Annotated in this window: 17 protein-coding genes and 1 pseudogene; 3 read left to right on the top strand and 15 right to left on the bottom strand. The window is 69.9% G+C overall.

Going from position 1 to position 23417, the window contains the following annotated elements; genetic code table 11:
* Window positions 1–686 precede the first annotated feature (686 nt).
* Window positions 687–1706, top strand: coding sequence for a hypothetical protein (locus OG504_RS03595; RefSeq protein WP_405988370.1), 1020 nt, complete (start codon window positions 687–689; stop codon window positions 1704–1706).
* 85 nt (window positions 1707–1791) lie between these two features.
* On the opposite strand, the pseudogene OG504_RS03590 reads toward OG504_RS03595, so the two are convergent.
* The 15 genes and pseudogenes from OG504_RS03590 to OG504_RS03520 form a co-directional block, all read right to left on the bottom strand.
* Window positions 1792–2283: pseudogene (locus OG504_RS03590) on the bottom strand (hypothetical protein).
* A 101-nt stretch (window positions 2284–2384) separates the two neighbouring features.
* A complete protein-coding gene (locus OG504_RS03585; RefSeq protein WP_405988369.1) occupies window positions 2385–4184 on the bottom strand; it encodes a hypothetical protein in 1800 nt (599 codons plus the stop codon).
* Window positions 4181–5323, bottom strand: coding sequence for an AAA family ATPase (locus tag OG504_RS03580; protein WP_405996242.1), 1143 nt, complete (start codon window positions 5321–5323; stop codon window positions 4181–4183). Before OG504_RS03580 ends, OG504_RS03585 begins: the two co-directional genes overlap by 4 nt.
* A 194-nt stretch (window positions 5324–5517) precedes the next feature.
* Window positions 5518–5739, bottom strand: a complete 222-nt coding sequence (locus OG504_RS03575) for a hypothetical protein (RefSeq protein WP_405996241.1) — start codon at window positions 5737–5739, stop codon at window positions 5518–5520.
* 265 nt (window positions 5740–6004) lie between these two features.
* Window positions 6005–6778 carry a hypothetical protein gene (locus OG504_RS03570; RefSeq protein ID WP_405988368.1) on the bottom strand — a complete coding sequence of 258 codons (774 nt, stop codon included), beginning with the start codon at window positions 6776–6778 and terminating at the stop codon, window positions 6005–6007.
* Between the two features lie 97 nt (window positions 6779–6875).
* Window positions 6876–7457 carry a hypothetical protein gene (locus OG504_RS03565; protein WP_405988367.1) on the bottom strand — a complete coding sequence of 194 codons (582 nt, stop codon included), beginning with the start codon at window positions 7455–7457 and terminating at the stop codon, window positions 6876–6878.
* A 137-nt stretch (window positions 7458–7594) separates the two neighbouring features.
* A complete protein-coding gene (locus OG504_RS03560) occupies window positions 7595–8284 on the bottom strand; it encodes a hypothetical protein (protein ID WP_405988366.1) in 690 nt (229 codons plus the stop codon).
* Window positions 8285–8310: 26 nt separating this feature from the next.
* Window positions 8311–8763 carry a hypothetical protein gene (locus OG504_RS03555; protein ID WP_405988365.1) on the bottom strand — a complete coding sequence of 151 codons (453 nt, stop codon included), beginning with the start codon at window positions 8761–8763 and terminating at the stop codon, window positions 8311–8313.
* 33 nt (window positions 8764–8796) lie between these two features.
* The gene (locus tag OG504_RS03550) at window positions 8797–10302 is read right to left on the bottom strand and encodes an ATP-binding protein (RefSeq protein ID WP_405988364.1); all 1506 of its coding nucleotides are present in this window, start codon (window positions 10300–10302) and stop codon (window positions 8797–8799) included.
* 26 nt (window positions 10303–10328) lie between these two features.
* On the bottom strand, window positions 10329–10781 hold the full coding sequence (locus tag OG504_RS03545) for a DUF6238 family protein (protein ID WP_405988363.1): 453 nt from the start codon (window positions 10779–10781) through the stop codon (window positions 10329–10331).
* A gap of 36 nt (window positions 10782–10817) precedes the next feature.
* Window positions 10818–12284 (bottom strand): SCO6880 family protein, encoded by a 1467-nt coding sequence (locus OG504_RS03540; protein ID WP_405988362.1) that lies wholly within the window; start codon window positions 12282–12284, stop codon window positions 10818–10820.
* 146 nt (window positions 12285–12430) lie between these two features.
* Window positions 12431–13810 carry an ATP-binding protein gene (locus tag OG504_RS03535; RefSeq protein WP_405988361.1) on the bottom strand — a complete coding sequence of 460 codons (1380 nt, stop codon included), beginning with the start codon at window positions 13808–13810 and terminating at the stop codon, window positions 12431–12433.
* Window positions 13811–13838: 28 nt separating this feature from the next.
* Complete coding sequence (locus OG504_RS03530; protein WP_405988360.1) at window positions 13839–14528, bottom strand: hypothetical protein; 690 nt, start codon at window positions 14526–14528, stop codon at window positions 13839–13841.
* A complete protein-coding gene (locus tag OG504_RS03525; protein WP_329553670.1) occupies window positions 14528–14836 on the bottom strand; it encodes a DUF6112 family protein in 309 nt (102 codons plus the stop codon). Before OG504_RS03525 ends, OG504_RS03530 begins: the two co-directional genes overlap by 1 nt.
* A gap of 92 nt (window positions 14837–14928) precedes the next feature.
* Window positions 14929–16074, bottom strand: a complete 1146-nt coding sequence (locus tag OG504_RS03520) for a C40 family peptidase (RefSeq protein ID WP_405988359.1) — start codon at window positions 16072–16074, stop codon at window positions 14929–14931.
* Window positions 16075–16654: 580 nt separating this feature from the next.
* Here OG504_RS03520 and OG504_RS03515 point away from each other — a divergent pair.
* Window positions 16655–17401 carry a DNA-methyltransferase gene (locus OG504_RS03515; protein WP_405988358.1) on the top strand — a complete coding sequence of 249 codons (747 nt, stop codon included), beginning with the start codon at window positions 16655–16657 and terminating at the stop codon, window positions 17399–17401.
* A gap of 537 nt (window positions 17402–17938) precedes the next feature.
* Window positions 17939–23416, top strand: coding sequence for a DUF6531 domain-containing protein (locus OG504_RS03510; RefSeq protein WP_405988357.1), 5478 nt, complete (start codon window positions 17939–17941; stop codon window positions 23414–23416).
* Window position 23417: the final 1 nt, after the last annotated feature.

The following is a 23417-nucleotide window of genomic DNA, read 5'->3' as shown; positions in this document are numbered from 1 at the left end:
TACGTCGGTGCTTTCTCCCTCATGCGTTTCGGCCGCCCGGCCGGGACTCCACGCAAGACAAGGAGAGAGGCAGATATGACGGAAAGCCAACAGGATCAGGCAGACCACGAAGGGTGGAGGGATTGGTTACGCCGACGGTTTGCGCGTGTCGGCCACAGCCGCTGGTTCCAGGCGATGAGCATGGCCGCAGCTAGCGCTGTTGTGACCTCGCTGACCACCAAGTTCGTCAGCCTTCTCTGACCCCTTCCCGGATGCCACACATCCGGGAAGGGGCGGCCAGAGGATCGCTGCTGCCGATCACACACGTGGCCCGCGCTCTAGAGCGCGGGCCACGTGCACTGTGACTCTCACCGGCGCGACGCGCATAACTTGACGCTTAAGAAACTACAGTGCATGCCGAAACATGAGATTGCAACGCCTTCCCGGTGAATGGCCAAGTCCGAGGCAGCCGTTGCCATGTACCGGCAGGTCCGTCACTCCCGCTTCCGAGTGACAGTGCGGCGTTGTTGACAAGCCGGTCCACCACAGGGAGTTAGAGTCGTCCGCGCGGCATGACCACCGCTCCCCGGAGAATCCTCGGCCCCTTCGTCTCCAAGCTCGGGTGAACCGGTCACCTCAACTGATGTACACAGCAACCCGCATGGGTCTCACACATGCATGTCCTGGGCCGAGACGTGCGGAGAGCCATGACTGAGTTCACGCAGGAAACTGTTCAACAGCGGTGCCTCTACACCGGCGAGAGCTGGCAGCACGCTCAACGCGCCCTCAGCCGACTCCCTTCTGGGGCAGGGCCTCTTCCATCCGCCCAGGCCCTGGCCCAGGAGAGGCTGGACGCTCGCGTTCTCCTCGGACTCCTGGAGTCCCGCAACGTCTACACGCGCTTCCCGCTCGGCATCACGGCGGTCCATCCGGAGCGCACACGGGTCACCCTGTGCGTCGAGAGCGAGGAACGCGCCGCCGAGATCCTCTTCAACCTCCTTCCTGCCTATCCACCAGGCAGCGAGGTATACGGGGTTCCCGGGCTGCGGATCGTCCGGAGGTCCCAGACGGGAATCGAGCTGCGCGTGCTCGGCGCTTCGGCCCGCCTGCGGCTGACCGGGTTGCCCTCGACCGTGTGGCGCAGCGCCGAGAGCCGCATGCTCGACGAGTGGCTCGACGGAGTGCAGCACTGCTGGCGCTCCTCACCACGGGGGTGGACGGAGGCCGAACGCGAGCACCAATCCATGTGGGTTGATGGGGACGGCCGATTCGTCCGTGTGCAGCGCCGTGGGGCGTGGTTGGGCAGCGGCCTGCTCCGTCGCATCGCCCTGCTGCACACCGTCGCCAACACCTTCCTCGTCGATGGCTACAGGGGTGCTGCATTCGACGCGGCGCGACTGGTTCTCCGGTGTTCGCAGCTACCCGACCAGGGACCGGGGCCGCACCACATCATCTCCGCCCTCCTGGACCCGGTGTTCGGGCTGCCCTTGGAACTCACAAGGTTCCGCGGTGACACCGACGAAAGCCACGTCGGCAAGCAGGACTTCACCCTCGCAGACATGGGCAAGACGGTCCTGCTGGAGTTGCAGACCGCCCGGGAACGGCCGCCCTTCTCCCTGCCGACCGACGTCTGGCAGGCCATCCTGCGTCGGCTGCCCTCCGAAGGGTTCCCAAACGCCCGGGCGGTCAGCGTGTTCGCAGGGCTGCGCGTTGGCAGCGGGACGTAGGGGAGAAGTCCACCCACAGGGCACCCGGCGTAGTCACTGGACAGTGAGGGGAGAGCCGGTGCCCGCAGAAGCGGGCACCGGGCGGTCAGAAGTGCGGGTTTTCTGTGGGCCGGTCGGCCTCGGTGGCGGCCTGGAGTAGCTCGGTGAGGTCGTCGGGTTCGGAGGAGCGCTGGTCGATTCACCACCCGGCGCTGGTGATAGTGCGAGCGGCCTCCTCGATCACCACCCACTCCGTCTCGCTGGTCTCGCCTTCGAGAACCAGGGCGGCGTAGCCGGCCGCGAGGACTTGGTGGCGACAGCGCACGCCCCAGGCGACGGCCCGCTCGGTTCCTTCCAGAGGTGGCATCCGGTACTGCTGCGACCAGGCTTCGGATTCGGCCTGTTCTTCGGCTCGCCTGGCCTTCAACCAGGCGGCCTTGTCCTGCTCGTCGCCCTCTTTGGCGGCCCGCCAGCAGTCGGTGCACTCCTGCTTGGCGAGCCACTCGGCGAAGCCCGCACGGCGGTCGGCCGCCCGGTCAGACAGGTCCCGCTCGGCCTGGTGGCCGCAGGAGTGAGTGATCTGCCAGATGGTCTTCACCCCCGGGGAATTCCGTTTGATGGGCGTTACGTTCGAGGTCGGGCTGCTGGTCTGGAGTGCTTGGCGGTGGTTTCGGGGACGCTTCCGCCGTCTGCGTCGTCTCAGCGTGTCCTGCGGATGGCGTCTGTGGCCGCCGTGGCGATGGCGACGGGAGCGCTGGAGGGCTGGGGCAGGTGCAGCAAGGTGGTCCCCGGCAAGTGGTGGGACTGGGCGGTGAGGGTGAGCTGGAGTACGGCGCAGCCGGCGGTCGTGAGCTGCTGGACGCGGGTGACGGCTTGAGCGGTTTCGTCGCTGCCGTACCGGGCGTCGGTGACGATCACGAGGAGGCGGCCGGCGCCGGGGTGGCTGAGTTCGAGGCCGTGGTCGAGCGCGTCCAGGGCATTGGCGAGGTTGTGACTGCTGCCGTTGGCATCGAACGTTGTCACGCGCTCTGGTGCTCGGTGGGTGGGTCGGGTCAATGCGGTCAGGTGCTTGTCGTAGGCGATGGTGGCGGTGCGGGAGTCGGGGTCGGTCAGGGCTGCTGCGCGTGCCACGATCCAGGCAGCGGACGCGACGGGCGCGCAGGCGGCACGCATGGAGCCGGAGACGTCGACGGCGATACCCACACGCAGGGGTGGGGTGGGGGAGTTCCGGCGGCGGGTGTGGGTGAACGGTTGTGCGGTGGGGACCGACCCGGCCGCGCGCTGGGCGTCGCGGGCGAGGGCCGCGCGCATGTTGAGGCGGCCGGGCGGGGTGGGGCTGGTGGTCCGTTCCTCGGTCCGCTCGCGGTAGGCGGCGGTACGCAGGGCGCGGCTCAGGCGCGCGGCGGCACTCTGCTCGGCGGCGGTGGGCCTGCGGGTGCCGGTGACCGGGTTGCCGTAGGGCGCCGGTGTGCCGTCGGGGGTGACGGTGGTGCCACGGGCGTTGAAGACCGACTTGGCGGTGGCGGCGGCTTTGCGTCGCTGGCCGGCCCGCTGGGCGCGGTCCTGAGCCTGCGCCTTGGACTGCGCGGCCATGGCGTTGGTCGCTGCGGCCTGTGCCGCGAGGTCGGCGGCGTCGGTGGCTGCCGTGCTGTCCATGACGACCCCCACGGCGCCGGACAGCAGATCGGTGAGGTTCTCCGGCACGGGCAGGGCGGGGGCCGCGGTGTCCAGAGCGTCGCACCATTTTTGAGCGTGCGCGAGCATGGTCGTGGCGTCGTGGTCGGCGCACTGGTGGGCTGCGGTCCAGATGCGGGTGAGTGTGGCCAGCAGGTTTGCGCCCAGCACCTTTTCGCACAGATCGGCGACGGCCCGGGTCTCGCCGGCGTCCAGGATGCCGACGTCACGGCGGCCGAGGACCAGGGCCGCCACGGCGGCGGCGTGCTCGATGCCCTGGAGGGTGGGGTGCGCTGTGTCGGGCATGACCAGGGTTCGGGCACTGGTGCGCAGGTACGTGCGGTCCGTGGGCCGCGTGATCAGGTGTGCGCCTTCGACGCGGCTCTCCTCCAGCAGGAGCGCGGCCTCGACGACACGGGGGTTGGCTCCGGCAGGCTTCGTCCAGACGGAGTGGGCCGCGTGCGCGGCCTCGTGGACGAACACTCCCCAGGCGGCGGGATACCGGTCCTCGTCGCCCACGATCCGCGGATGGATCTCGTGGGGCTTAAGCGGGGCGAACAGGCCGGCGTCGAACTCGACCTCGCCCAGCGTGGGGAAGAACGCGGCCGGTGCGCCGCTGCGCGTGCCGGGGCGGCAGGTGACGAGGAGGTCTGGGCGGCCGGAGAGGGCGACCAGGCGGTCGCCGAGTTCGGCTCCCACGCGCAGCCACAAGTGCGGGGAGGAACGGGGTTGCGCGGGCGGGGCGCCGTCGTCGTCCCATCGCGCGAGGTCGGCGTCGTCGTCCGGCGTGGTGGCGGGGGACTGGACGTGGTGGTGGGCGCTCATCGCGAGCGGCCCCGGTGTGCGGAGCCGGTGCTGCCCGGGGGCTGGCGGACGGCCGAGGCGGAGAGCTGCTTGCCGAGGGTGAGGGGCGCGACCTCCTTGACGCCGGCAGCCTTGATGACGGCAGCGGCGACGGCGTCGCGATCCTCCAGAGGAGCGATGCCGACGAGGTTCGCGAGCGCGGCTTTGGTGCCGAGGACGGCCTCGGTCTTCTGGTAGCTGAGCAGCTCTCGCAGTTGGGGGGCCCATCCCAGTTCGCCGAGTTCGACTTGGTGGGCGAGGTGTCGGGCGACCCGGACCACCCGGGCATCGATCCTCAAGGCCAGGGCGAGGTCATAGTCCGTGCCGATCTGGATCTGCACGCTGAACCGGCTGGCGAGCGCCTCCGTCAACACCGCCCCGTGGACGCCGGGGTTGTGGCCCGCCACCACGTAGAAGCCCGGCTCGGCCTTGATGGTCTCGCCCTTGTGGGCCTTGACCTGGATCTGCCTGCGCCCGTCCATCGCGGGATACAGCGCCGCCAGGACCTTCGGTGAGATCAAGGTGGCATCGTCGATCAGCAGGGCGCGGCCCTCGGTCATCGCGGTGACCAGTGGACCGTACTGGAAGACGTAGGCTCCCGCGTCGTCCTGTGTGTACTCGCCGATCAAGTCGCCGACCGTGGTGTCGCCGTCACCGGCGACGGTGAGCAGGTCCGGGAACGCCGCCTCGACCAGACTCGTCTTGCCGGTGCCCGGAGGGCCGTAGAGCAGCACCGGCACGTCGGCGTCGCGCAAGCGATTCAACGCCTCGACGTCGGGCAGATCGGCCAGCTCCCGGGGGTGGTAGACCTGGCCCCCCGCGCGGCGGATCGGGCCGGTCTGCCTGGGTGTGGCTGCCGCGGGAATGGTCGTGCGGGCCGTGGCCGCCTGGGCGCGGGGAGAGTGGGTGCCCGGTGGGCTGATCACAGCGGTCTGCGCGGCTGCGGCGGTTTTCGCGTTCGCGCGGAACTCCGGTTGTCCCCTTCCGCCTTGGTCGGCCTCGCCGCGTCGCACCAGGGTGAGGGCGGCGTTGCGGACGGCGCCGTGGGAGTGGCCCAGCTGCCTGGCCATGTCCCCGATGGTGAGCGTGTCCGCCGGCCGGTCGGCCAGCAGTCGGGCCACCTTGGCCCGTAGTTCGCCGCCCTTGGTGCGCGCTGGACGGGTAGGCGTTCCGGGTGTGGTCACAACGAGGCCCCTTCAACAGGTGCGGGTGCGGGCGGGGTTGGCGATGCGCGGGAGAGGCTGGCCGCTCTCGGAGCGGATCACGGACTGTGCCGACATCGGCGACCGGGCCGACCGGGGCGTACCGTCGGCGCTCACCGGCCGACCGAGGGCTCGGTCCAGGTGCACGGGATGGCCGGCGACGAGCAGCTCGCTGGCTGCCGAGCAGGCCCGTGCGTCCGCCCCGTACCGGGTTCCGTCGCTCGGCAGGCGCAGCCTGGCGTCTCTTCGAAGCCGGCCTGGAGCAGGATCCGCCGGGCGGCGGCGTTGTAGCCGGTGGTGGTGATCTCGCCGGTGATGGTGTGCCGGATCGTCATGAACGGCTCTGCTGGTGCTTCGGGCAAGGCGGATCTCCTATCGGTGGTGGCGGGAAAGCGGTGGGGTGTTGGGCGAAGGCGAGGCGGCCCGGAGCTTCCAGCACATCAACGGTGCGTGGCTCGACCACGAACGATGGGCAATGACTGCCGACATGCTCCAGGGCGGGCCTCACCGCCCCGCAGCTACCTGACTCGCCTTTCCGCACGTTCCGATAGCCGGGTGTACCAACAACGGCCATGTGAACTGCTCCTTACGGGAGTTGGGTCAGCGGTTGCGGGAGAGGGCGATGCGCGGGTCGACCGGTTGGGCCGCCGGAGCGGCTGTGGCGGGAGTGGGAACCGGCGCCTTGTCCGTGAGGCCGGTGCGGGCTGGGCTGGCGGCGAGCGCGGCCACGCTGATGGAGAACTCGTCGGTGGTGCGTCCATGGCCGCGTTTGCGAGGTGCGGTCGGCGCGGACGCAGGTTGCCGGTAGGGCGCCAGGTCCTGGGCGAGGAGGGGCTCCACTACGGCTCGGAGTCCGGACCGGTGCATCGACGACGCGACGTTGGCGACCTTCTTCAAGGCTTCGGTGCGCCCGATGGCGGTGGGCAGGGTGTAGACGCCCGCGTTCGGATCGTGCCGCCAGCCCTCGTCGAGCAGGGCGAGTCGGCCTGCGGTCGCGGAGAAGTGGTGGCCGGCGGATGCGACGATGCCGAGTTGTGGATGCTCGGCGAACGCGATCTCTGGTTCTGGGCGCGGAGGTTGGTGGCGGGCGGCAGGTGCCGCGGAGGTGAGTGAGGGGTCGAACGAGGCGTCCGCATCAACCTGGTAGCCGCCTTTGCGCAGCAGTGCGATGGCCCGGGTGGCGCGCTCCTGTCCGTCACGCTGCTGGTCGGCGAGTGCGTACAGCGTCGGGTGGCCGGGGACGGGGTGGAAGTCGAGGCGCTTCAACATCCATGTGCTGGCGGCGAGTTGCTTGGGGTTCGCGGCGACGATGCCGTAGTCGGGGTGGTGGCCGACTGCGACATCGGGACGCGAGTCGTGATCGGGGGCGGGCATGGCTGATCCATCCGGTGCGGGCTCGGAGAGCGGGGCGGTCGAGGGCCGGGATGGTTCTGCTGGTGAGGGACATGGAGGACTCCGAGGCGGGACGCGGTCAGCGACCGGGTGCGGACAGGGGATGGGTGGGCGGCAACGTCGGGCGCGCGGCCGAAGCTGCCGGCAGGTGGGCTGGGACCGTGCGCTGGGCGGTCGGCGAGAGTGCGAGAGCAGCACTCACTCGCGGCGGGGCACCGTCCGCCGGTGGTAGCACGCCGAGTTGATTCAGGTGCGCGTCGATGGCGGTGAGCAGGTTCGGGATGCTGCCACTGTGTCGGGCCTGGGGGCCGTTGGGTTCCGAGTCGTAGAGCACTTCGTGGATGGCGCAGTTGTCTGGGTGTGTGCGGGTCACCAGCCAGCTTTCGGGGTGCCCGGGTGGGTGCTTGGTCGGCGGTTCCTGGGGTGGCGAGATCAACAGTGCGCTGCCGTCGGGGAGTTGGGCGTGGACGATGTAGTCGCTGAGGCCGTACTCGACGGTGCACTCAAGGCCGCGCCGACGAAGGAGCGCGGTGAGGTGGCCGTACCCGTGGTCTCGTTCCGGAGGGTCGGCGGCTGCGTGATGGGATGGAGGTTCGCTGGTCCGCGCAGTGATGCGTGAGCTCTCCTGCTGGATGGTGACCTGGGGCTGATTAGCGTGCACGAGTGTTCTCCGTGGCCGGGTGCCCTAGTGGTTGAGGGTGTGAGGCGTGGGCGTGTGGGGTGGGTCGGGGTGGTGGCGTTCCACGAGGATCCGGTGATCGGCCGGTTTGGCCGTGCCGTAGATCGGTGCTAGGGACGTCAGCGGGACCTGCGAGGGACCGGCGGGTTCGGCATTGCGGGCGTGGACGGGGAGGCGGGCAGGGCCGCGTGGTTGCCGGAGGTGGATCGAGCGAGGGCGACCTGGGCGCGGTCGGTCTGTGAGGGCTGATCGGGATCCATCCGGTTGGCCAGGTAGTCGGCTGCCCGGACGAGCGCCGGGCCTTGGAAGGACAGTTCGTCTGCGTAGTGCCAGCCTTCGGAGTTGCGGATCTCCTTGGCCCGGCTCTCGTAGAGCTGCAGTGAGCCGGGTTGCGAGCCCTCCATGAGGGCCATGACCTGGTCCCATTCGTGCTGGATCTGGCCTGCTCGTTCGAGGGTGGTGTCGATTCCGCGCAGCCGCTGGAGGTCGTCGCTGATTGGCCCCTCGACGTAGTCGGCACCGTTGGCGGCGGCGCGGACGCCGGCCAGTACCTCGGGGCCGTGGGCGAGGAAGACCTCGACGTGATTCCACGCCTCGGCATCACGTTTCACTTTGCCGTCCGCATACTCCTCCTCGTAGGTGGGCCACCCGTCGTGGTCGCAGAAGGAGTCCGAGACCGCGTCCCAAGCATCGGACGCCTGCCTGATGCCGGCAGCGGCGGAGGCCAGTGCCGGGATGTGCCGGGGCCACGCCGGGGGGTCGGTACTCGCCGACGGCTGGGTTTCGTGGGAAGCGGGAGGGGTGGGCACGGTTGTCCTCGTTCCTGTGCCGGTGGTCACCGCGAACGCGGCGTTGAGCGGACGGTGTTCGGTGCGAGGGGCGCTGGAGTCTCGCTCTGCCGGTCGACGGAAGTCCCGCGGACGGACACGGCTGGGGAGAGACCGGCCGCCGCTGCCGTTCGACGTGAGCGGGCGTGGATCTCGTGGCCCACGGCCTCTCCCACGAGGTGCAGTTCCTCGCCGAGGTCGGTCAGGCGGTCGGCAAGGGTGTCCAGCTCGGTGGCACTGCCGCGGGCGTCGTGGGTGCGGCACCACTGGGAGGCGGTTTCGAGCATCTGGTGCAGCCGGGCCACCGCGCCGAAGTCCTCCGTGATCGCTTCGTGGAACAGCTCGCCGAACTCTTGGGGCCGGGCAGTGGCGAGACGCTCGTTCCAGTCGACGGCCGGTGCGGCGGTTCCCTGACTCACGGCCGGGGCCCGCTGGTCTGCTCGCGGTACGGGTGACGTCATGCCCCAACTTCCTTCAGTAGCAGGCATGTTGGGTTAGGCGGACATGCGGGCGTCGGTGTCGAACAGCTCGCGTTCGGCCGGGTGCAGGATGTGCTGGGTGATGAAGCTGCGGCCCGCGACCTTCCACAGGCCTCGGCCCTTGGTCAGGGCGGACACCGCCTGGGTCTCTACGCCGGTCAGGCCCAACAGGGAGGCGGCAGCGGCCAGTTGGTCCGGCTCTTGGCGGTAGATGATGCGGGTGGAGCAGTCGGCCAGGAGGCCCTCGGCCAGTACCCGGCCGCGTGAGCCGGCGTCGCCGGCGCTGAGCAGGTCGCTGAGGCGGTGGATGACCATGAGGTTGGCGATGCCGAGGCCGCGCGAGAGCTTCCACTGGGACTGCATGCGCTCCAGCAGGCCGACGTGCCGCATCACCCGCCAGGCCTCGTCGTAGATCACCCAGCGTCGGCCGCCGTCCGGGTCGGCGAGCGCGGACTCCATCCACGCCGAAGCGCAGGTCATCGCGAGCACCAAGGCGGTGTCGTCGCCGGAACCGCCGAGACGGGACAGGTCGATGGACAGCATCGGGGTGGTCGGGTCGAAGGCCACCGTCGAGGGGGCGTCGAACATGCCGCTCAGGTCGCCGTGCACCAGGCGGCGCAGGGCGTGCGCGAGGTCCTGCGCGGCGGGCCCCATGCGGCCGGCCTGATCGCCGAGGGCCCGGTCGAGACGCTCGGGGGAGCCGAGGGCGTGCGCGATGTCGCCGAGCAGCGGCACCGTGCCGTCGGCGTCGGCCTCGGCGACGACCAGGTCGAGGGCGAGGTCCAGGGCGGTGTGCTCCATCGGCATCAGATCGCGCTTCAGCACGGTGCGGGCCAGGGCCGCCAGGAGCAGGAGGCGGCGCTTGCGGACCTCGGTCGACCAGTCGCTCTCGCTCACCGAGGCGGGCCGGGCCGGGGCATCGAGGGGGTTGAGCCTGCCGGGGAGTCCCGGGCCGAGGGCGATGCTGTAGCCGCCGAGGGCCTGGGCGACGGGCGTCCATTCTCCCTTGGGATCGCAGGGGACGTAGACCCGGTAACCGTGGGCGATGGCGCGGGTGGCGATGGACTTGGCCAGTGCACTCTTGCCCATGCCGATGATCCCGGCCAGGACGGCGTTCGGGTTGGTGAAGCCCTCGATCCGGCCGCTGCTGTAGAGGGAGAACGGGTCGTAGCAGAAGGCCGCTTCGGCATGTACGTCCCTGCCGATGAAGATGCCTTCCGCGCCCAGGCCGCCCTCGGCGAGGAAGGGGTAGGCCCCGGAGACGGTGGCGGTGGTCATCCGGTGGGCGGGGAGGCTGAGTTTGCCGCCGCGGGCGGAGGAGGGGCCGGGGCGTCCGGACGGCGGGTAGGTGGGGCGCAGTTGCGGGTCGAGGGTCTGTTCGGCGCGGTGCTTCGGCGGGGCGGTGGCGCGGCGGGCCTTGTGGCGGGCTGCGGCGAAACCGGCGCGGGCGGCCCGCTGCTCGGCGCGGGATGCCTTGCGCGGGACGAACAGGGGGGAGGCGCTGGCACGGGTGCGGGGCATGAAGGTTTCTCCGGATAGAAGTCGGGTCAGCGGCGGACGAGGCCGGTGAACGGCGCGTGCAGGTCGGCCGGGGTGGTGCGGCGGCGGACCAGGTGCGCGGTGCGCTGGTGGCGCTGGCAGATGGTCAACTCCGGTGCACCTTCGGGCAGTTGGGCCTGGCACGCCTCGCGGTCGGGTACCTCGCCGGAGTCCGGCCGGGGTGCCGCGTGGTAGGCGGCGTGGACGTGGTCGGCGGCCTGCCAGATCCGCGTGCGGGCGGCGCGGAGGTGGTCGCCCTCGGCCGGGACGAGCTGTCCGGTGCGGCCGGTATGGGCGTCGAGGAGAGCGTGCAGCGTGACGAGGTGGGCGTGCAGGGCGTCCAGCTCGGCGCGCGTGGTGACCAGCGGACCGCCCGGGATGTTGAGCGCGTGATGGAAGTCGAGCGCGGCGGTGGCGAAGGGCACGAAGTCCTGCGAGGTCGGGCCGGCGGTGCGGGACATGGGGAGCGCTCTTTCGGAGGGGAGGGACGGGCGCCGTCAGGCGGCGAGGGCGAGCGGCATGGCGGCGGCGGTGAACGCTTCGGCCTGCTGCCAGGTGAGCAGCCGCAGATCGAGCTGGGCGCCGACGGCCGCGGTCTCCACGACCGCGCAGGCGGAACGGAGTTCCTCCTCGCTGTCGGCCGAGACGGTCAGCAGGCCGGTCAGGGCGACATCCGCGTGGCCCGCGATGAGCTGGCGCTCACGGGACTTGATGTCCTGGTACTCGATCGAGTCGGCCTCGGAGTCGACCTGGCCGCGCCGGGCGCGCTCGGCGGCGTCCGCGATGACGCTGGCCTTTTTGCGCTGGACGTCGCGCAGGGCGGCGTCCAGTCCCTTCGGCTCGTAGGACAGCGACAGGGTGCGCCGGATTCCGGCGGTGAACAGGAGCTGGTGCAGGAAGCCTGCCGAGGTCTCGGTGCGGGGCCAGTTCTCCACCCAGTACGTGGTGTGGAGGGCTGAGTCGGTCGCGATGTGGTCCGCCTTCTCGACGACCACGACGGGCCCGGCAGCGGCGGGCTCAGCCTCAGGGCGCCCGGCGGAGGACCAACGATCCAGCGCTGCAAGGGACTTGGGGTCGTAGGCCGTTCGTACGACGGCTGCGATCTCACGGGCGCTGAGCCAGCCGGTGGGGCTGAGCCCCGCGGTCCGCGCGGCCTGGTCGAAGGTCGAGGTCAACTGCGCCAGGACGCTGAAGGACCCGGTCAGGCCGCCTCCGGCCTGGTTGATCAGACGCCGTGCGGCCTTCGCGTCCAGCGAGATGGCGACGTAGGCCTCGTGCGGTGCCGCAGCCGGACCCGCGCTCTGGATCAGCTCGTTGTAAATCCCGCCCGCCACCGGAGCCTCGGGCTTGCCGTGTTCCTCCCAGTAGCGGCGCAGGGCGTCGCCGGAGTCCGGGACGGTGCGCTCGATCACCTGGATCCGGGCGACCTGCCCGGTGCGGGCGAGGGCGGCCAGCGCGCGTCCCCAGCCGGTGACGTTGGCGTTCTGGGTGCCCGGGTCGAGGAGCGCGTAGGCGCGGGAGGAGACCTTGACGACGGCGGTCAGCGTGCCGGTGTGCGGGTTGTGGACCGCGCCGTAGCGGCGGTCGGGGGCGGTGACCACCCGCAGACTGGCCGCGGTACCGGGCAGATGGAGGAGTCCTTCGCGGACCGGACGCCGGGAGGGACGGGTGAGCCAGATCAGCTGGCCCCGCATCCGGCGCAGGACGTAGCGAGTGGCGATCGGAGCCCAGTCGGCCAAGGCACGACCTCGGTGACGGACGAAGACGAACAAGGCGATGGCGGCCCAGAGAGGGATGAGTTCGAGAGCACCGGCCACGCCTCGGGTGAGGATCACGGCGAGCAGGAGGAGGCCGGTGAGAGTGACGGCGATCAGTTGCGGGGCGGTCAGGCCGAGCAGGATGCCGCGCCTGCTGCGGTGCGGGAACTTCACGGTGGCCGTGGTGACTTGGGGCTTGTCGGGCATGGTGGTTCCAGACGGTGGGTGCGGGCGGAGAGCGAGGCGCGCGGCGCTCTTCTGGCGGTGGAGGTCATGGCAGGACTCCGTATCTGGTGATCGGCGGTGAGGGGGGGCGGGCTGTGGGTGCAGCCCGCCCCCTATCTGTGCGTCGGTCAGGACCCCGAAGGCGGCTGGGTGGGGAACACCCAGTTCGTCGGTGTCGGTGAACCGGTTGCTGACGGATCGGCGGAAGGCGGCGGTGGGGCAGGCAGCGTGCTCCCGGCGTGGGTCATGCTGCCGCCCGGAGCCGACGCGCCGGCGAACTGACCGTCCGGGGCGCCTCCTTCAGTGCTTCCGCTGTCGCCCTCGCCGGGCCTGGTGATGAGCGGCGGGATGCCGGGGCGCTGGATCAGGGCTCGGCCCTTGTCGCCGGAGGCGTTGGGGTCCTCGCCGTACCGGAACCGGGTCTGCGGCTTGGGCGGGCCGCCGTCGATGCCCTCCTTGCTGAGGTTGCCGCCGGAGGGGCTGATCCCGGAGGCGACACCGTCGCTGCCCGCGCCGGGGACCTGGCTGGGACCCTGCGGTGACGGGGTTCCGGTCCGGGTCTGCATCGCCAGGGTGCCCGCGGTCTTCGCGGCTCCGGCGGCGACCGCCAGGCCGGCGACGCCGGTGCGGTGCACGTCGTCGTGGCCGCCGCCGTCGCTGGCCCAGTGGACGAACTTGTAGGTGGCGTACGGGCACAGCAGGACCAGCACCATCACGACGATGCCTGCCATCGCGTCGGACAGCGCGGCCATGCCGTTGCTGGTATCGGACTTGCCCATCGCCGAGACGCCGATGAGGAAGACGACGGTCATCAGGAGTTTCGAGACGACCAGCGTGGCGGTGGCCTCGATCCAGCCGCGCCGCCAGCGCTTGGCTACCTCCCAGCCGCCCCCGGATCCGGCGAACACGGCGAGCGCGACCAGGACCAGGACGCCGACCTTCCGGGCGACCATCACTCCCCAGTACATGAACGCGCCGATCGCACATCCGAGGGCGACCAGGGATGGCACGCCCCAGCCCAGGCTGTACATCGCCCCCAGTTCGCTGACCTTCACCACACGCCGGACCGCGTCGTCGACCGAGGTGTTGGCCGCCTGGAACAGACCGTCGGACAGAGCGTCGACCACGGTGACGGCGACGGAGGTGAAGGCGACGGCGCAGAAGGAGAACAGGACCCCGGTCATCGTGCCGATCGCGGCCTGGGCGAGGGCGCGTTCGTCGCGCCGCCAGGCTGCGGACATCAGCTGGATGCAGAACGTGCCGACGGTCAGCGCGAGCCCGATGGGCAGCAGGAGTTCGTAGTTTTCCCGGAACCATCCGGCGTTGAGATCGATGGCGGTGGTCTCGTCGACGGCCTTCGCGGCGAGATCCGCAGCGCTGGCGGCGAGTTGGCCCGCCGACTTCGCGATCCACGCTCCGATGCCGTCGGTGACGGTCCCGGCGGGGTTGGTGGCGAAGTCGACAGCACCGCACACCTTGTCCATCAGCGGGTAGTCGCAGACTCCCATGGCGCTACCTCCTTTCCGGAAAGAGGGGTCAGGGCGCGACGGACGGCATGACGCCGGCCAGGGCGCAGGAACGGGAGGGACGGCACTGGATGGCGAGCGTGGTGACACGGCTCTCTGCACCGCCGGCGGGCGAGCCGTTCCAGGCGATCGACTGCTTGCCGGAGACGGTCACGGCGTAGACGTACGCCTGCGTGATCGTTCCGGGATCCGCCTGGAGGGCCTGGGTGAACGAGTCCGGGAAGTGACCCTCGTTCACGGCGGCGGTGGCGAACTGGCCGTTGGCGGCCATCTCCTTCCACAGCACGGCCGAGGGGACGAGGGCGGTGACCGAGGCGGAGTCGGCGTACTTGGACTCGGTGGTCAGCCACCCGTGCAGCGCGGCCAGCAGCTGCGCCCGGGAGTATGCGCGGGTGTCGTAGGACCACAGCGCTACGGCGGCGGCCTTCCCGAACACGACCGGATCGTGGGTGTCCGGCGGAACCGGGAGGGAGCGCGGGTGCGCACTCGGGGAGGACGACCCGGACGGCGAAGCAGCCGAGGAGGAGGGGACGGCCGAACTCGCCTGCGTGGCCGCGGAGTTAGAAGCCTGCCTGTCGTCGCGGGTGAGATAGGCGGCCAGGCCCGCGAGGGTGACGAGGACCACCAGGGCGGCGGTGCCGAGCAGCACCCGGCGGCGCACGCGAGAGGCGCCGCCGGGGTTCAAGGAGTGGGCAGGCATCAGTGGACCTGCGTCCCCAGCGTGCTGAAGAACGCGACCACGCCGTTCGCGGCACCCAGCAGAAGGGCCGCACCGGCGCCGACCAGCACACCCTTCTTGCCATTGGCCTCGGCCTGGTGTCCGCCGGAGTGGTGGCCCCAGGCCCACACGCCCGCGCTGACGGCGAGTGCGCCGACCACGGCGATGATCCCGAAGAGGTTGATGGAGCCGATCACCTGCTTGAGGACGGAAAGGCCCGGCAGCCCGCCCTCGTTCGGTTTGATCCCGGGGTCGTAGGCGAGCTGGACGACCTTGTCGGCGAGAAACATTAAGAACTCCAGTTCGATTCAATGCACGCCAAAGCCCCGCGAGGGCGAAGCGGCGGTGCGAGAAGAAGAGAGAAGGGGAGGGGGAGCGCCGGTCAGGCGACTCGGCGGGCCGCGAGAATCTGCGGCTTCCAGGACGCGAGGGTCGCGATACGGACCACGTCACCGGTGTGCGGGGCGTTGATGATCAGGCCCTGGCCGATGAACATGCCGACGTGCTCGGGGACTTGGGCCGTCCCCTCGGTGAAGACGAGGTCACCCGGCTCAAGAGCGTCGACGGATACCGCCGTGCCCTCCTTGACCTGCGTGTACGTCGTCCTGGTCAGGGTGAGCCCGGCGGCCTTGTACGACTGCTGCATCAGGGAGGAGCAGTCGCAGCGGCCCATGGGGTTCGACCCGTGAGAGTTGGTGCAGTTTCCGCCCCACTGATACGGCGTGTTGAGCTGACCCAGTGCCCAGCGGATCGCTGTCCGGACCTTCGCCGGAGCGTCGGCGGGGATCTTGTATCCGGCCGGCACCGCGCCGACGGGGATGGTTCCGAAGTCGGTACCGTCTCCGTCGGCCGTACAACTGCCCGCGGTAGTCGTCGAATTGCTGCCGGTGTCGGCCGAGCCGGACACCGACGCGCTCGCCGACGCGCCGCTGGCCGTCGGCAGCAGGGGCGCGATGGCCTGCTGCAAGGAGGTGGCCAGGGGCTCCCACTTGGCGTAGGCATCCCGGAACCCGGACCTCTGCACCGCCTGGGCGGCCTGGGTGATGGACAGGGACTGCCAGCCCGGGACCTTCTCCAGGGCCTCGTAGAACTTGGTCGAGGCGTGTACCGGGTCGAGGATCTCGTTGGCGGTGCCCCAGCCCTGCGACGGACGCTGCTGGAACAGCCCCAGCGAATCGCGGTCGCCGTAGGTGAGGTTGCGCAGGCGGCTCTCCTGCAGGGCGGTCGCCAGGGCTACGATCTGCCCGCGGGCCGGGATGTTCATCGCGACGCCGGTGGCCTGGATCGTCTTGGCGTTGGGTACCTGCTCGGCCGGATCGTCCAGCCCCGCCACGGAGACGGTCTCCTTGGTGTCGCCGTCCAGGATCGCCTTCACCTGAGCGGCAACGGCCGTGGTATTCACAGCCTGTGCGCCGCCGGTCGAGCAGGAGGCCGAAGCGCTCCCGGCGCCGACGGCGAGGATCGGAACGGTCAGCAGCAGCGAACCGGACCCGATGAGACCGACGACGGCCCCGGTGGTCTTCTTCATCACCGCCGCCGTTCACCAAGACGGTGATGTCGGCCGGGCAGCGGTACTGGGTCGGGACGCGGGGGTATCAGGGCATGCTGCATCGCAGCGGCTCCTCGTGGTTCGCAGGAGGCGCGGTTGCCGACTTCTCGTGCAAGGCCGTCGGCACCGCGTCGATGTGAATCCGCCTCTCAGGGCGGGCCCGGGTCAGGGGAGTTGGTAGCTCCCGGACGCCGGTCTCGGGTCACGCGCGGCAGCCGGCCGCGCTCGTAATCTCAGGCAGTACACGCGGCCTCCTTACGGCTTCCGGAACGCAGGGGTCAACTCGCCGTCCGTGTAACTCTGTTGGACGAGATGGCACGGATAAGCACCGGTCAGTGGGGGAGGAGCGAGGCTCTGGCCCGGTGACTTGGCGAGACAGTAGACGGGGATTCCGGCCGTACCAAACGGCTCTCGGCCCCGAACCTGGAGCCCGAAACGGTTCATTGGGTACGGCCGGAAAACGGGGCTACCGTCCGGCGCAACCCCGCCCCGGACGACCGCTGTTGAGCGCGGTCCGGAGTGGGCCGAGTCCCGCCGTGCCCTGAAAGAGGCCCCGCACATGAGCTACACGCTGCACCGAGGCGACGCCCTCACCGTGCTGAAGACCCTCCCGGACGAGAGCGTCAACGCCGTCATCACCGACCCGCCGTACAACTCCGGCGGACGCACGAGTTCGGACCGCACCGGCCGTACCGCACGCGCCAAGTACGTCACCAGCAACAGTGCCCACGACCTGCAGAACTTCCCCGGGGAGAACCGAGACCAGAGGAGCTACCGGAGCTGGCTGACCGCCCTGCTCACCGAGGCGTACCGGGCCTCCACCGAGCACGCGGTCGCCGTCGTCTTCTCGGACTGGCGCCAGGAGCCGACCACGTCCGACGCCCTGCAGATGGCGGGCTGGACCTGGAGCGGCACCATCCCGTGGATCAAGCCCGCCAGCCGGCCTCGCAAGGGCGGGTTCAAGCAGTCGTCCGAGTTCATCACCTGGGGCGTCAAGGGCAGCCTGGCGAAGGATCGCGACCTGTACCTGCCCGGGCATTTCATCGCCTCCCAGCCCCGTAAGGACCGAGTCCACATTACCCAGAAGCCGGTCGAAGTGATGCAGCAGCTCGTGCAGATCTGCCCCGAGGGAGGCGCCGTCCTCGACCCGTTCACCGGCAGCGGCTCGACAGGCGTCGCCGCCCTGCGCGAGGGCCGGCGGTTCGTCGGCGTCGAGCTGTCCTCGCACTACGCCGATGTGGCCGAGCGAAGGCTCCGAGCGGAGCTGACCCAGGAGGACTTCGTCCTGGCGGGGCCGGAGGAATGAATATGAGATCTCAACACCGACTTCGCGGCCCACGTACTGACGGGTGGCCGGAACTGCAAAGCTCCGGCCGCTCCCTCGGCGGGTGTGGGGGTTGCAGATCCGGCTACAGGTCGTCGAGCAAGGTCGTGTCCACAGGATGACGTCGCGTCTCGCCGAGGTGCCTGAGGGGACGGCGTTGCGGCAGACAGCTTCGAGACAAGTAGGGGATCGACCACAACTGCATCGGTGTGCGCACGAGTTACGGGTGCCTTTTGGAATACCCGTTGTTTCGAAATCTCACGGTCAACTCATAGTGAAGGCCATAAACGGAGAGCAAAGAAAGCCTCCGGCGTCACAGGTGTTGCACAGAAAATAATGGTGACAAGCTGCCCTTTCCGCACCACCCGTCTATCTGGCTTGATGGGGTCCCTCGCGTACGAGCCTGGGAAGTGGACGTTGCCCCTCCGCGCCGGGGCGGGAAACCATGCGTGGTGCGGCATGTTCATGACCGGCTGAGTGTCGCGGTGTCACGATGTTTCGTGCCAAGGGGGCTGTGTCATGAACAGAGGTCGATTCAGGCTGCTCGGATCCGGGGTGGTGTTCGCTCTCCTCTGGGGTCTGACCTCCGCCGCCCCGGTTGTGGCGGTGGCCGCGCCGGCCTCGGGCAGCGCAGTCTCCTCCACGGCGAAGTCGACGACGACCGCGAAGCCGACGACGAAGCCGAGACCCGTCGAGCCGCAGCATGCGATGACGCTCGCGCAGCGCCGCACCGAAGTCGCGCACGATCGCTCAACCGGCGTGCGTGCCACGTCCGTTGTGTCCCTGCGGGGATCGCGCCCCAGCTCCACCGCGCTGCGCACAGAGACCGACAAGGCGCGTAAGACCGCCTCGGCACACGGCGCCGCCGCGACAACTGCCGTACACCCGGACGCGGTTGCAGCCACCAGCGTCTGGGGCGTGCCGGACAACGTGGTGATAGCGGGGCCGGGCGGTGATCCGCGGGCCTGGGCCGACCTGGAAGTCTCACCGGGTTCTTTCAACATGGGTGTGGTGGTCCCGGGCGAAACGCTGACGCTGGGCGCGGACATCTGGAACTCGGTCGACGACTACGACTCGACGAGCGGCACCTATCTCAATGTGACCGCGACGGTGCATGTCACCTGGGAGCTCTCCGGCTGTGGCGCGAACATCACCCTCGACGACGGCCAAGTCGTCACCGCGCCCTCCACCTTCACCCAGCTCAACACCACCAACGGCGGTCCGACGCCGACCCCGCCCCGGGTGTACGAGACGTACACGGTGCCGCAGGACTGCCCCGCCGGCGGAGGCAAGTACATCAGCCTGGACGTGGTCGGCACTGTGACGGACACGGGCGGCACGTCCGGTGGGACCACGGTCAACGCCTACACCTTCCCCTCCCTCCAGGCCGCCCAGACCTACGGTGGCCGCTGCGGCGGCACGGCCTCCGGTGCCGCCCGGCCGCAGGCGCTGGACTGCGACCCGGTGAACTCGGCGACCGGTGCTTTCTCCGAGGCGTTCACCGACACGACCGTGGCCGCCCCCGGCGTACCGTTCACGCTGTCGCGCAACTACTCGTCCAATGACGCGACTTCGGGCGCCCTGGGCACCGGCTGGACCCTGCCCTGGGAGACCTCCCTCGCGGTGGCCGCGAACGGTGACGTCACGGTCCGCGACGAGAACGGCGCCACCTTCACCTACGCCAAGACCTCCACCGGCACCTTCACCACACCCCTGCTGGCCCGCTCGACCCTCGCGGCGGTCTCCGGCGGCGGTTACACGCTGACCACGCTGGACGGCCAGGCGCTGACGTTCAGTTCGGCGGGGCTGCTCACCGGCAGGAAGGACCGTTCGGGGCAGGGGCTCGCATTCGCCTACTCCGGCGGGCAGTTGACGACCGTGACGGACTCCGCCGGGCGTGCGGTGAGCCTGTCGTACAGCGGTGGCACCCTCAGCCGGGTCACGCTGGCGGATGGCCGGCACGTGGACTACGCCTATTCCGCGGGCCGGTTGACGACGGTCACGGGTCTCGACGGCGGCACCACCACCTACACCTACGACACCGGCGGTCGGCTCTCGAAGATCAGCGATCCGCTCGGTCATGACGTGGTGAGGAACGACTACGACTCCTCCGGGCGCGTCCTCACCCAGACGGACGCCATCGGTGCGGCCACCACGTTCGTGTACCGGACCGGGGAGACGGACATCACCGCCCCGGACGGGGGCGTCTGGAGCGACCTGTACGCTGGCGGGCTGCTGACGGCCCGTTACGACCCCTTCGGCAACCGGACGTACTTCGGCTACGACGGTTACGGCAACCGCACCTCGGTCCTCGACCCGCTCGGCGACCACACCACCTCCACCTACGACGCCACGGGCCACCAACTCACCCGTGTCACACCGAATGTGACGGAGAAGTGGACCTACACGTCCGGCAACGTCGCGACCTACACCGACGGCCGCTCGGACAAGACGTCGTACGGCTACGACACTTCGGGCCGCCTGACGTCGATCACGGACCCCGCCGGCGGGGTGACCAACCTGACGTACACGGCGGCGGGTCTTGCCTCCTCGGTGACGACAGCGCGCGGCAAGAAGACGTCGTACGGCTATGACACGGCCGGAGACCTCACCTCCGTCACCTCGCCGCTGAACGAGCAGACCAACTACACCTACGACGCGTCCGGCAGACAGCTGACCAGTGCCGACCCGCTCGGCGACAGCACCGCCTACACCTACGACGCCGCGGACGACGTCACCTCGGTCACCGACCCGCGCGGCAAGAAGACGTCGTACGCCTACGACGCGGCGCACAACCTGACCTCCGTCACCGATCCCCTCGGCGCGGCCACGAGCTACGTCCACGACGCCGCGAACCGGCTGACGTCCGTGAAGGACGCGGCGGGCAAGAGCACCGCCCGTGTCTACAACTCGGCCGGTCTGGTCGCCTCGGTCACGGATCCGCTGGGCGCCACCACGAGTTACGGCTACGACAAGGCCGGCCATCTGCTGAGCACGATCACCCCGCGCGGCAACGTCTCCGGCGCCAACCCGGCCTCGTACACGTGGAGTTACGGCTACGACAGCGCGGGCGACCGGCTCACCGTCACCGACCCGACCGGTGCGACCACCGCCACCGCATACGACGCCGACCAGCGGCCCGTCAAGGTCACCGACCCGCTCGGCAGGGCGACCGCCTACACCTACGACGACGATGACAACACCACGAAGGTGACCAACCCGCTGAGCCAGAGCGTCAGTTGGACCTACGACAAGACCAACCGGGTCACGAAGATCACCGACAGGCGCTCCTACTCCACCAGTTACGGCTACGACGCCGACCACGATCTGACCTCCGTCACCTCACCGTTGGGCGCGGTGACGACCTACACGGTCGACGACGACGGCCGCCGTATCACCGCCACCGACCCCCGGGGCAACGTCTCCGGCGCCAACGCGGCGGCCTACACCTGGAGTTACGGCTACGACCAGGCCGGCAACCCGGTCACCGTCACCGACCCGACCGGCGCCGCCACCCACCGCTCCTACGACGCGGACGGCAACATCGCCTCCACGACCGACGGCCGCGGCAACTCCACTGCCTACGCCTACGACGCCGACGACAACCTCACCACCGTCACGGCACCCGACACCGGGGTGAGCGCGTACACCTACGACGCCTTCGGCGACATCACCGGCCGCACCGACGCCGACGGTCATGCGACGGCGTACACCTATGACGCCGACCACCGCCTGAACAAGACCACCGACCCGCTCGGCCGCGTCGACAGCCAGGCCTACGACGCCGACGGCGACCCGACCACCACGACCAACGCCCGCGGCCAGACCGTCACCACCGCCTATGACGGCCGCGGCCTGCCGACCGGCCGGACCTACAGCGACGGCACCACCGCCGTCTCCTACACCCACGACGCGGCCGGCCAGGTCACCGGTATCACCGACGCCACCGGCAGCCGCACCGCCACGTACGACACCGCGGGGCGGCTGCTCACCCTCTCCGCTCCCGGCAGCAGCACGCCGTTCACCTACACCTACGACGCCGACAACGACGTGACGGCGCGCACCAATCCGGACGGTTACCAGGCCACCTTCACCTACAACGCCGACGACGAGGTCACCGCCCAGACCGCCAACTCGGCCACCACCAAATACGCCTACGACGTGGCCGGGAACCTCACCACCACCACACTCCCGACCGCCAACGGCTATACGGAGAGCCGCACTTACGACGGTGCGGGCCATCTGGCGACCATCGCCTCGGCCAACTCCACCAGCACGCTGGCGAGTTGGTCGGCCACGCGGGACGCGAACGGCTCTCCGTCGACGGTGACGTCCACCCGCGCCGGCACCGCACAGCCGCCGACCGGCTACAGCTACGACACCAACGGCCGCCTGCTCTCGGAGTGCACCGCCCCCTCCGGCTCCACCGGCTGCCCCACCGGCTCCTCGAAGACCACCTACACCTACGACAAGGCCGGCAACCGCCTCACCAAGGCGACCGGTACCGCCGGCACGGGCTACACCTATGACGCCGCCGACGAACTGACCAAAGCCGTCACCGGCTCGACCACCACCGCCTACGCCTACGACGCCGACGGCGACCAGACCTCCGCGGGCACCACGACCTACAAGTACAACGCGGCGAGCCAGCTCTCCGGCGCCACCGTCGGCTCCACCGCGTACACCTACACCTACGACGCGGCCGGCAACCGGACCACCACCAAGACCAACGGCACGCTCTCCCGCACCACTTACTGGGATGTGAACAACCCGCTGCCCCAGGTCGCGGACGAGACCAGCGGCTCCGGCACGCTCATCGGCGACTACCGCTACGACGCCCTGGGCGAACCCCAGACCCTGCGCACCAGCGCCGGCACCTACTACGACCACCACGACCTGTCCGGCTCCATCACCGACCTCACCAGCTCGGCCGGAGTCGACCAGACCAAGTACAGCTACGACGCATACGGCACCACCACGGCCACCACCCTGGTCACCGGCGCACCCGCCAACCCCTTCGCCTACACCGGCCAGTACCAGGACCCCGCCGGCACCGCCCTCGGCTACCAACTACGGGCCCGCACCTACGATCCCAGCACTGGCCGCTTCACCAGCACCGACCCCGCCCCGAGCTCCGTCGCTGAACCGTCTACGTCCTCCTACGCCTACACCGACGACGACCCGACCACCCTCACCGACCCCTCCGGCGCCTGCCCCGAATGCGTCAGCGCCGCCGTCGGCGGCATCGTCGGCGGAGTCTTCGGCGGCATCAGCTACTCCCTCAGCCACCCCCACGACTTCAGCTGGAGCGGCTTCGGCACCGCCGCCGGCAAGGGCGCGCTGTACGGCTTCGGCGCCGGACTCCTCATGCCCGCGACCGGCGCGGCAGCCGCAGACCTCCTCGGCCTGGAAGAAGGCAGCACCGCCGCCACGGTCACCTCGGCCACCGTCAACGCGGGCGTGGGCGCGGCCTACACCTGGGCCTTCGACAACGCCCTGTGCGAACCCACCACCCCGGGCGACCTGCTCCTCGGAGCACTCGGCGGCGCTCTCAGCGGACTTGGCCGCGGTGGACTGGGCGAACCGCGTGCCGTGGTCGGCGGGGCGACGCCCGACGTAGCCGGAAACCGCATCATCAGCACGGAACAGACGCTCCAACAGAATGCGGCCTCGGTCGGGGCAAGGGATGTGGGTGAAGCGTTCAGTGGCATTTACAGCCCGTCCACCGGCAAACTTGTGGCCAAGCTGAGTGGCGAGGTCCCACCCGCTCTGGTGGTGCGTAACGGCGGACACAATATGATCAACAAAGATGTCTTTGGGCGCGCCGAAGACACTGTCGCCTTCACCGCCATCATCACAGAGGACGGGCTGAGGGTGACGTGGAAATCCCTGGGCGTCAACGCCATGAATCACGGAGAACTTGAGGCGCCGAACGAGTACCGCCAGCCGATCCTTGACCTGCTGGAGAGCATCACAGGACTTGGGGCGAGGGGGTGAA

Source organism: Streptomyces sp. NBC_00986 (genome assembly GCF_045162565.1).
GTDB lineage: Bacteria > Actinomycetota > Actinomycetes > Streptomycetales > Streptomycetaceae > Streptomyces.
This window is presented reverse-complemented; position numbering and strand designations above follow the sequence as displayed.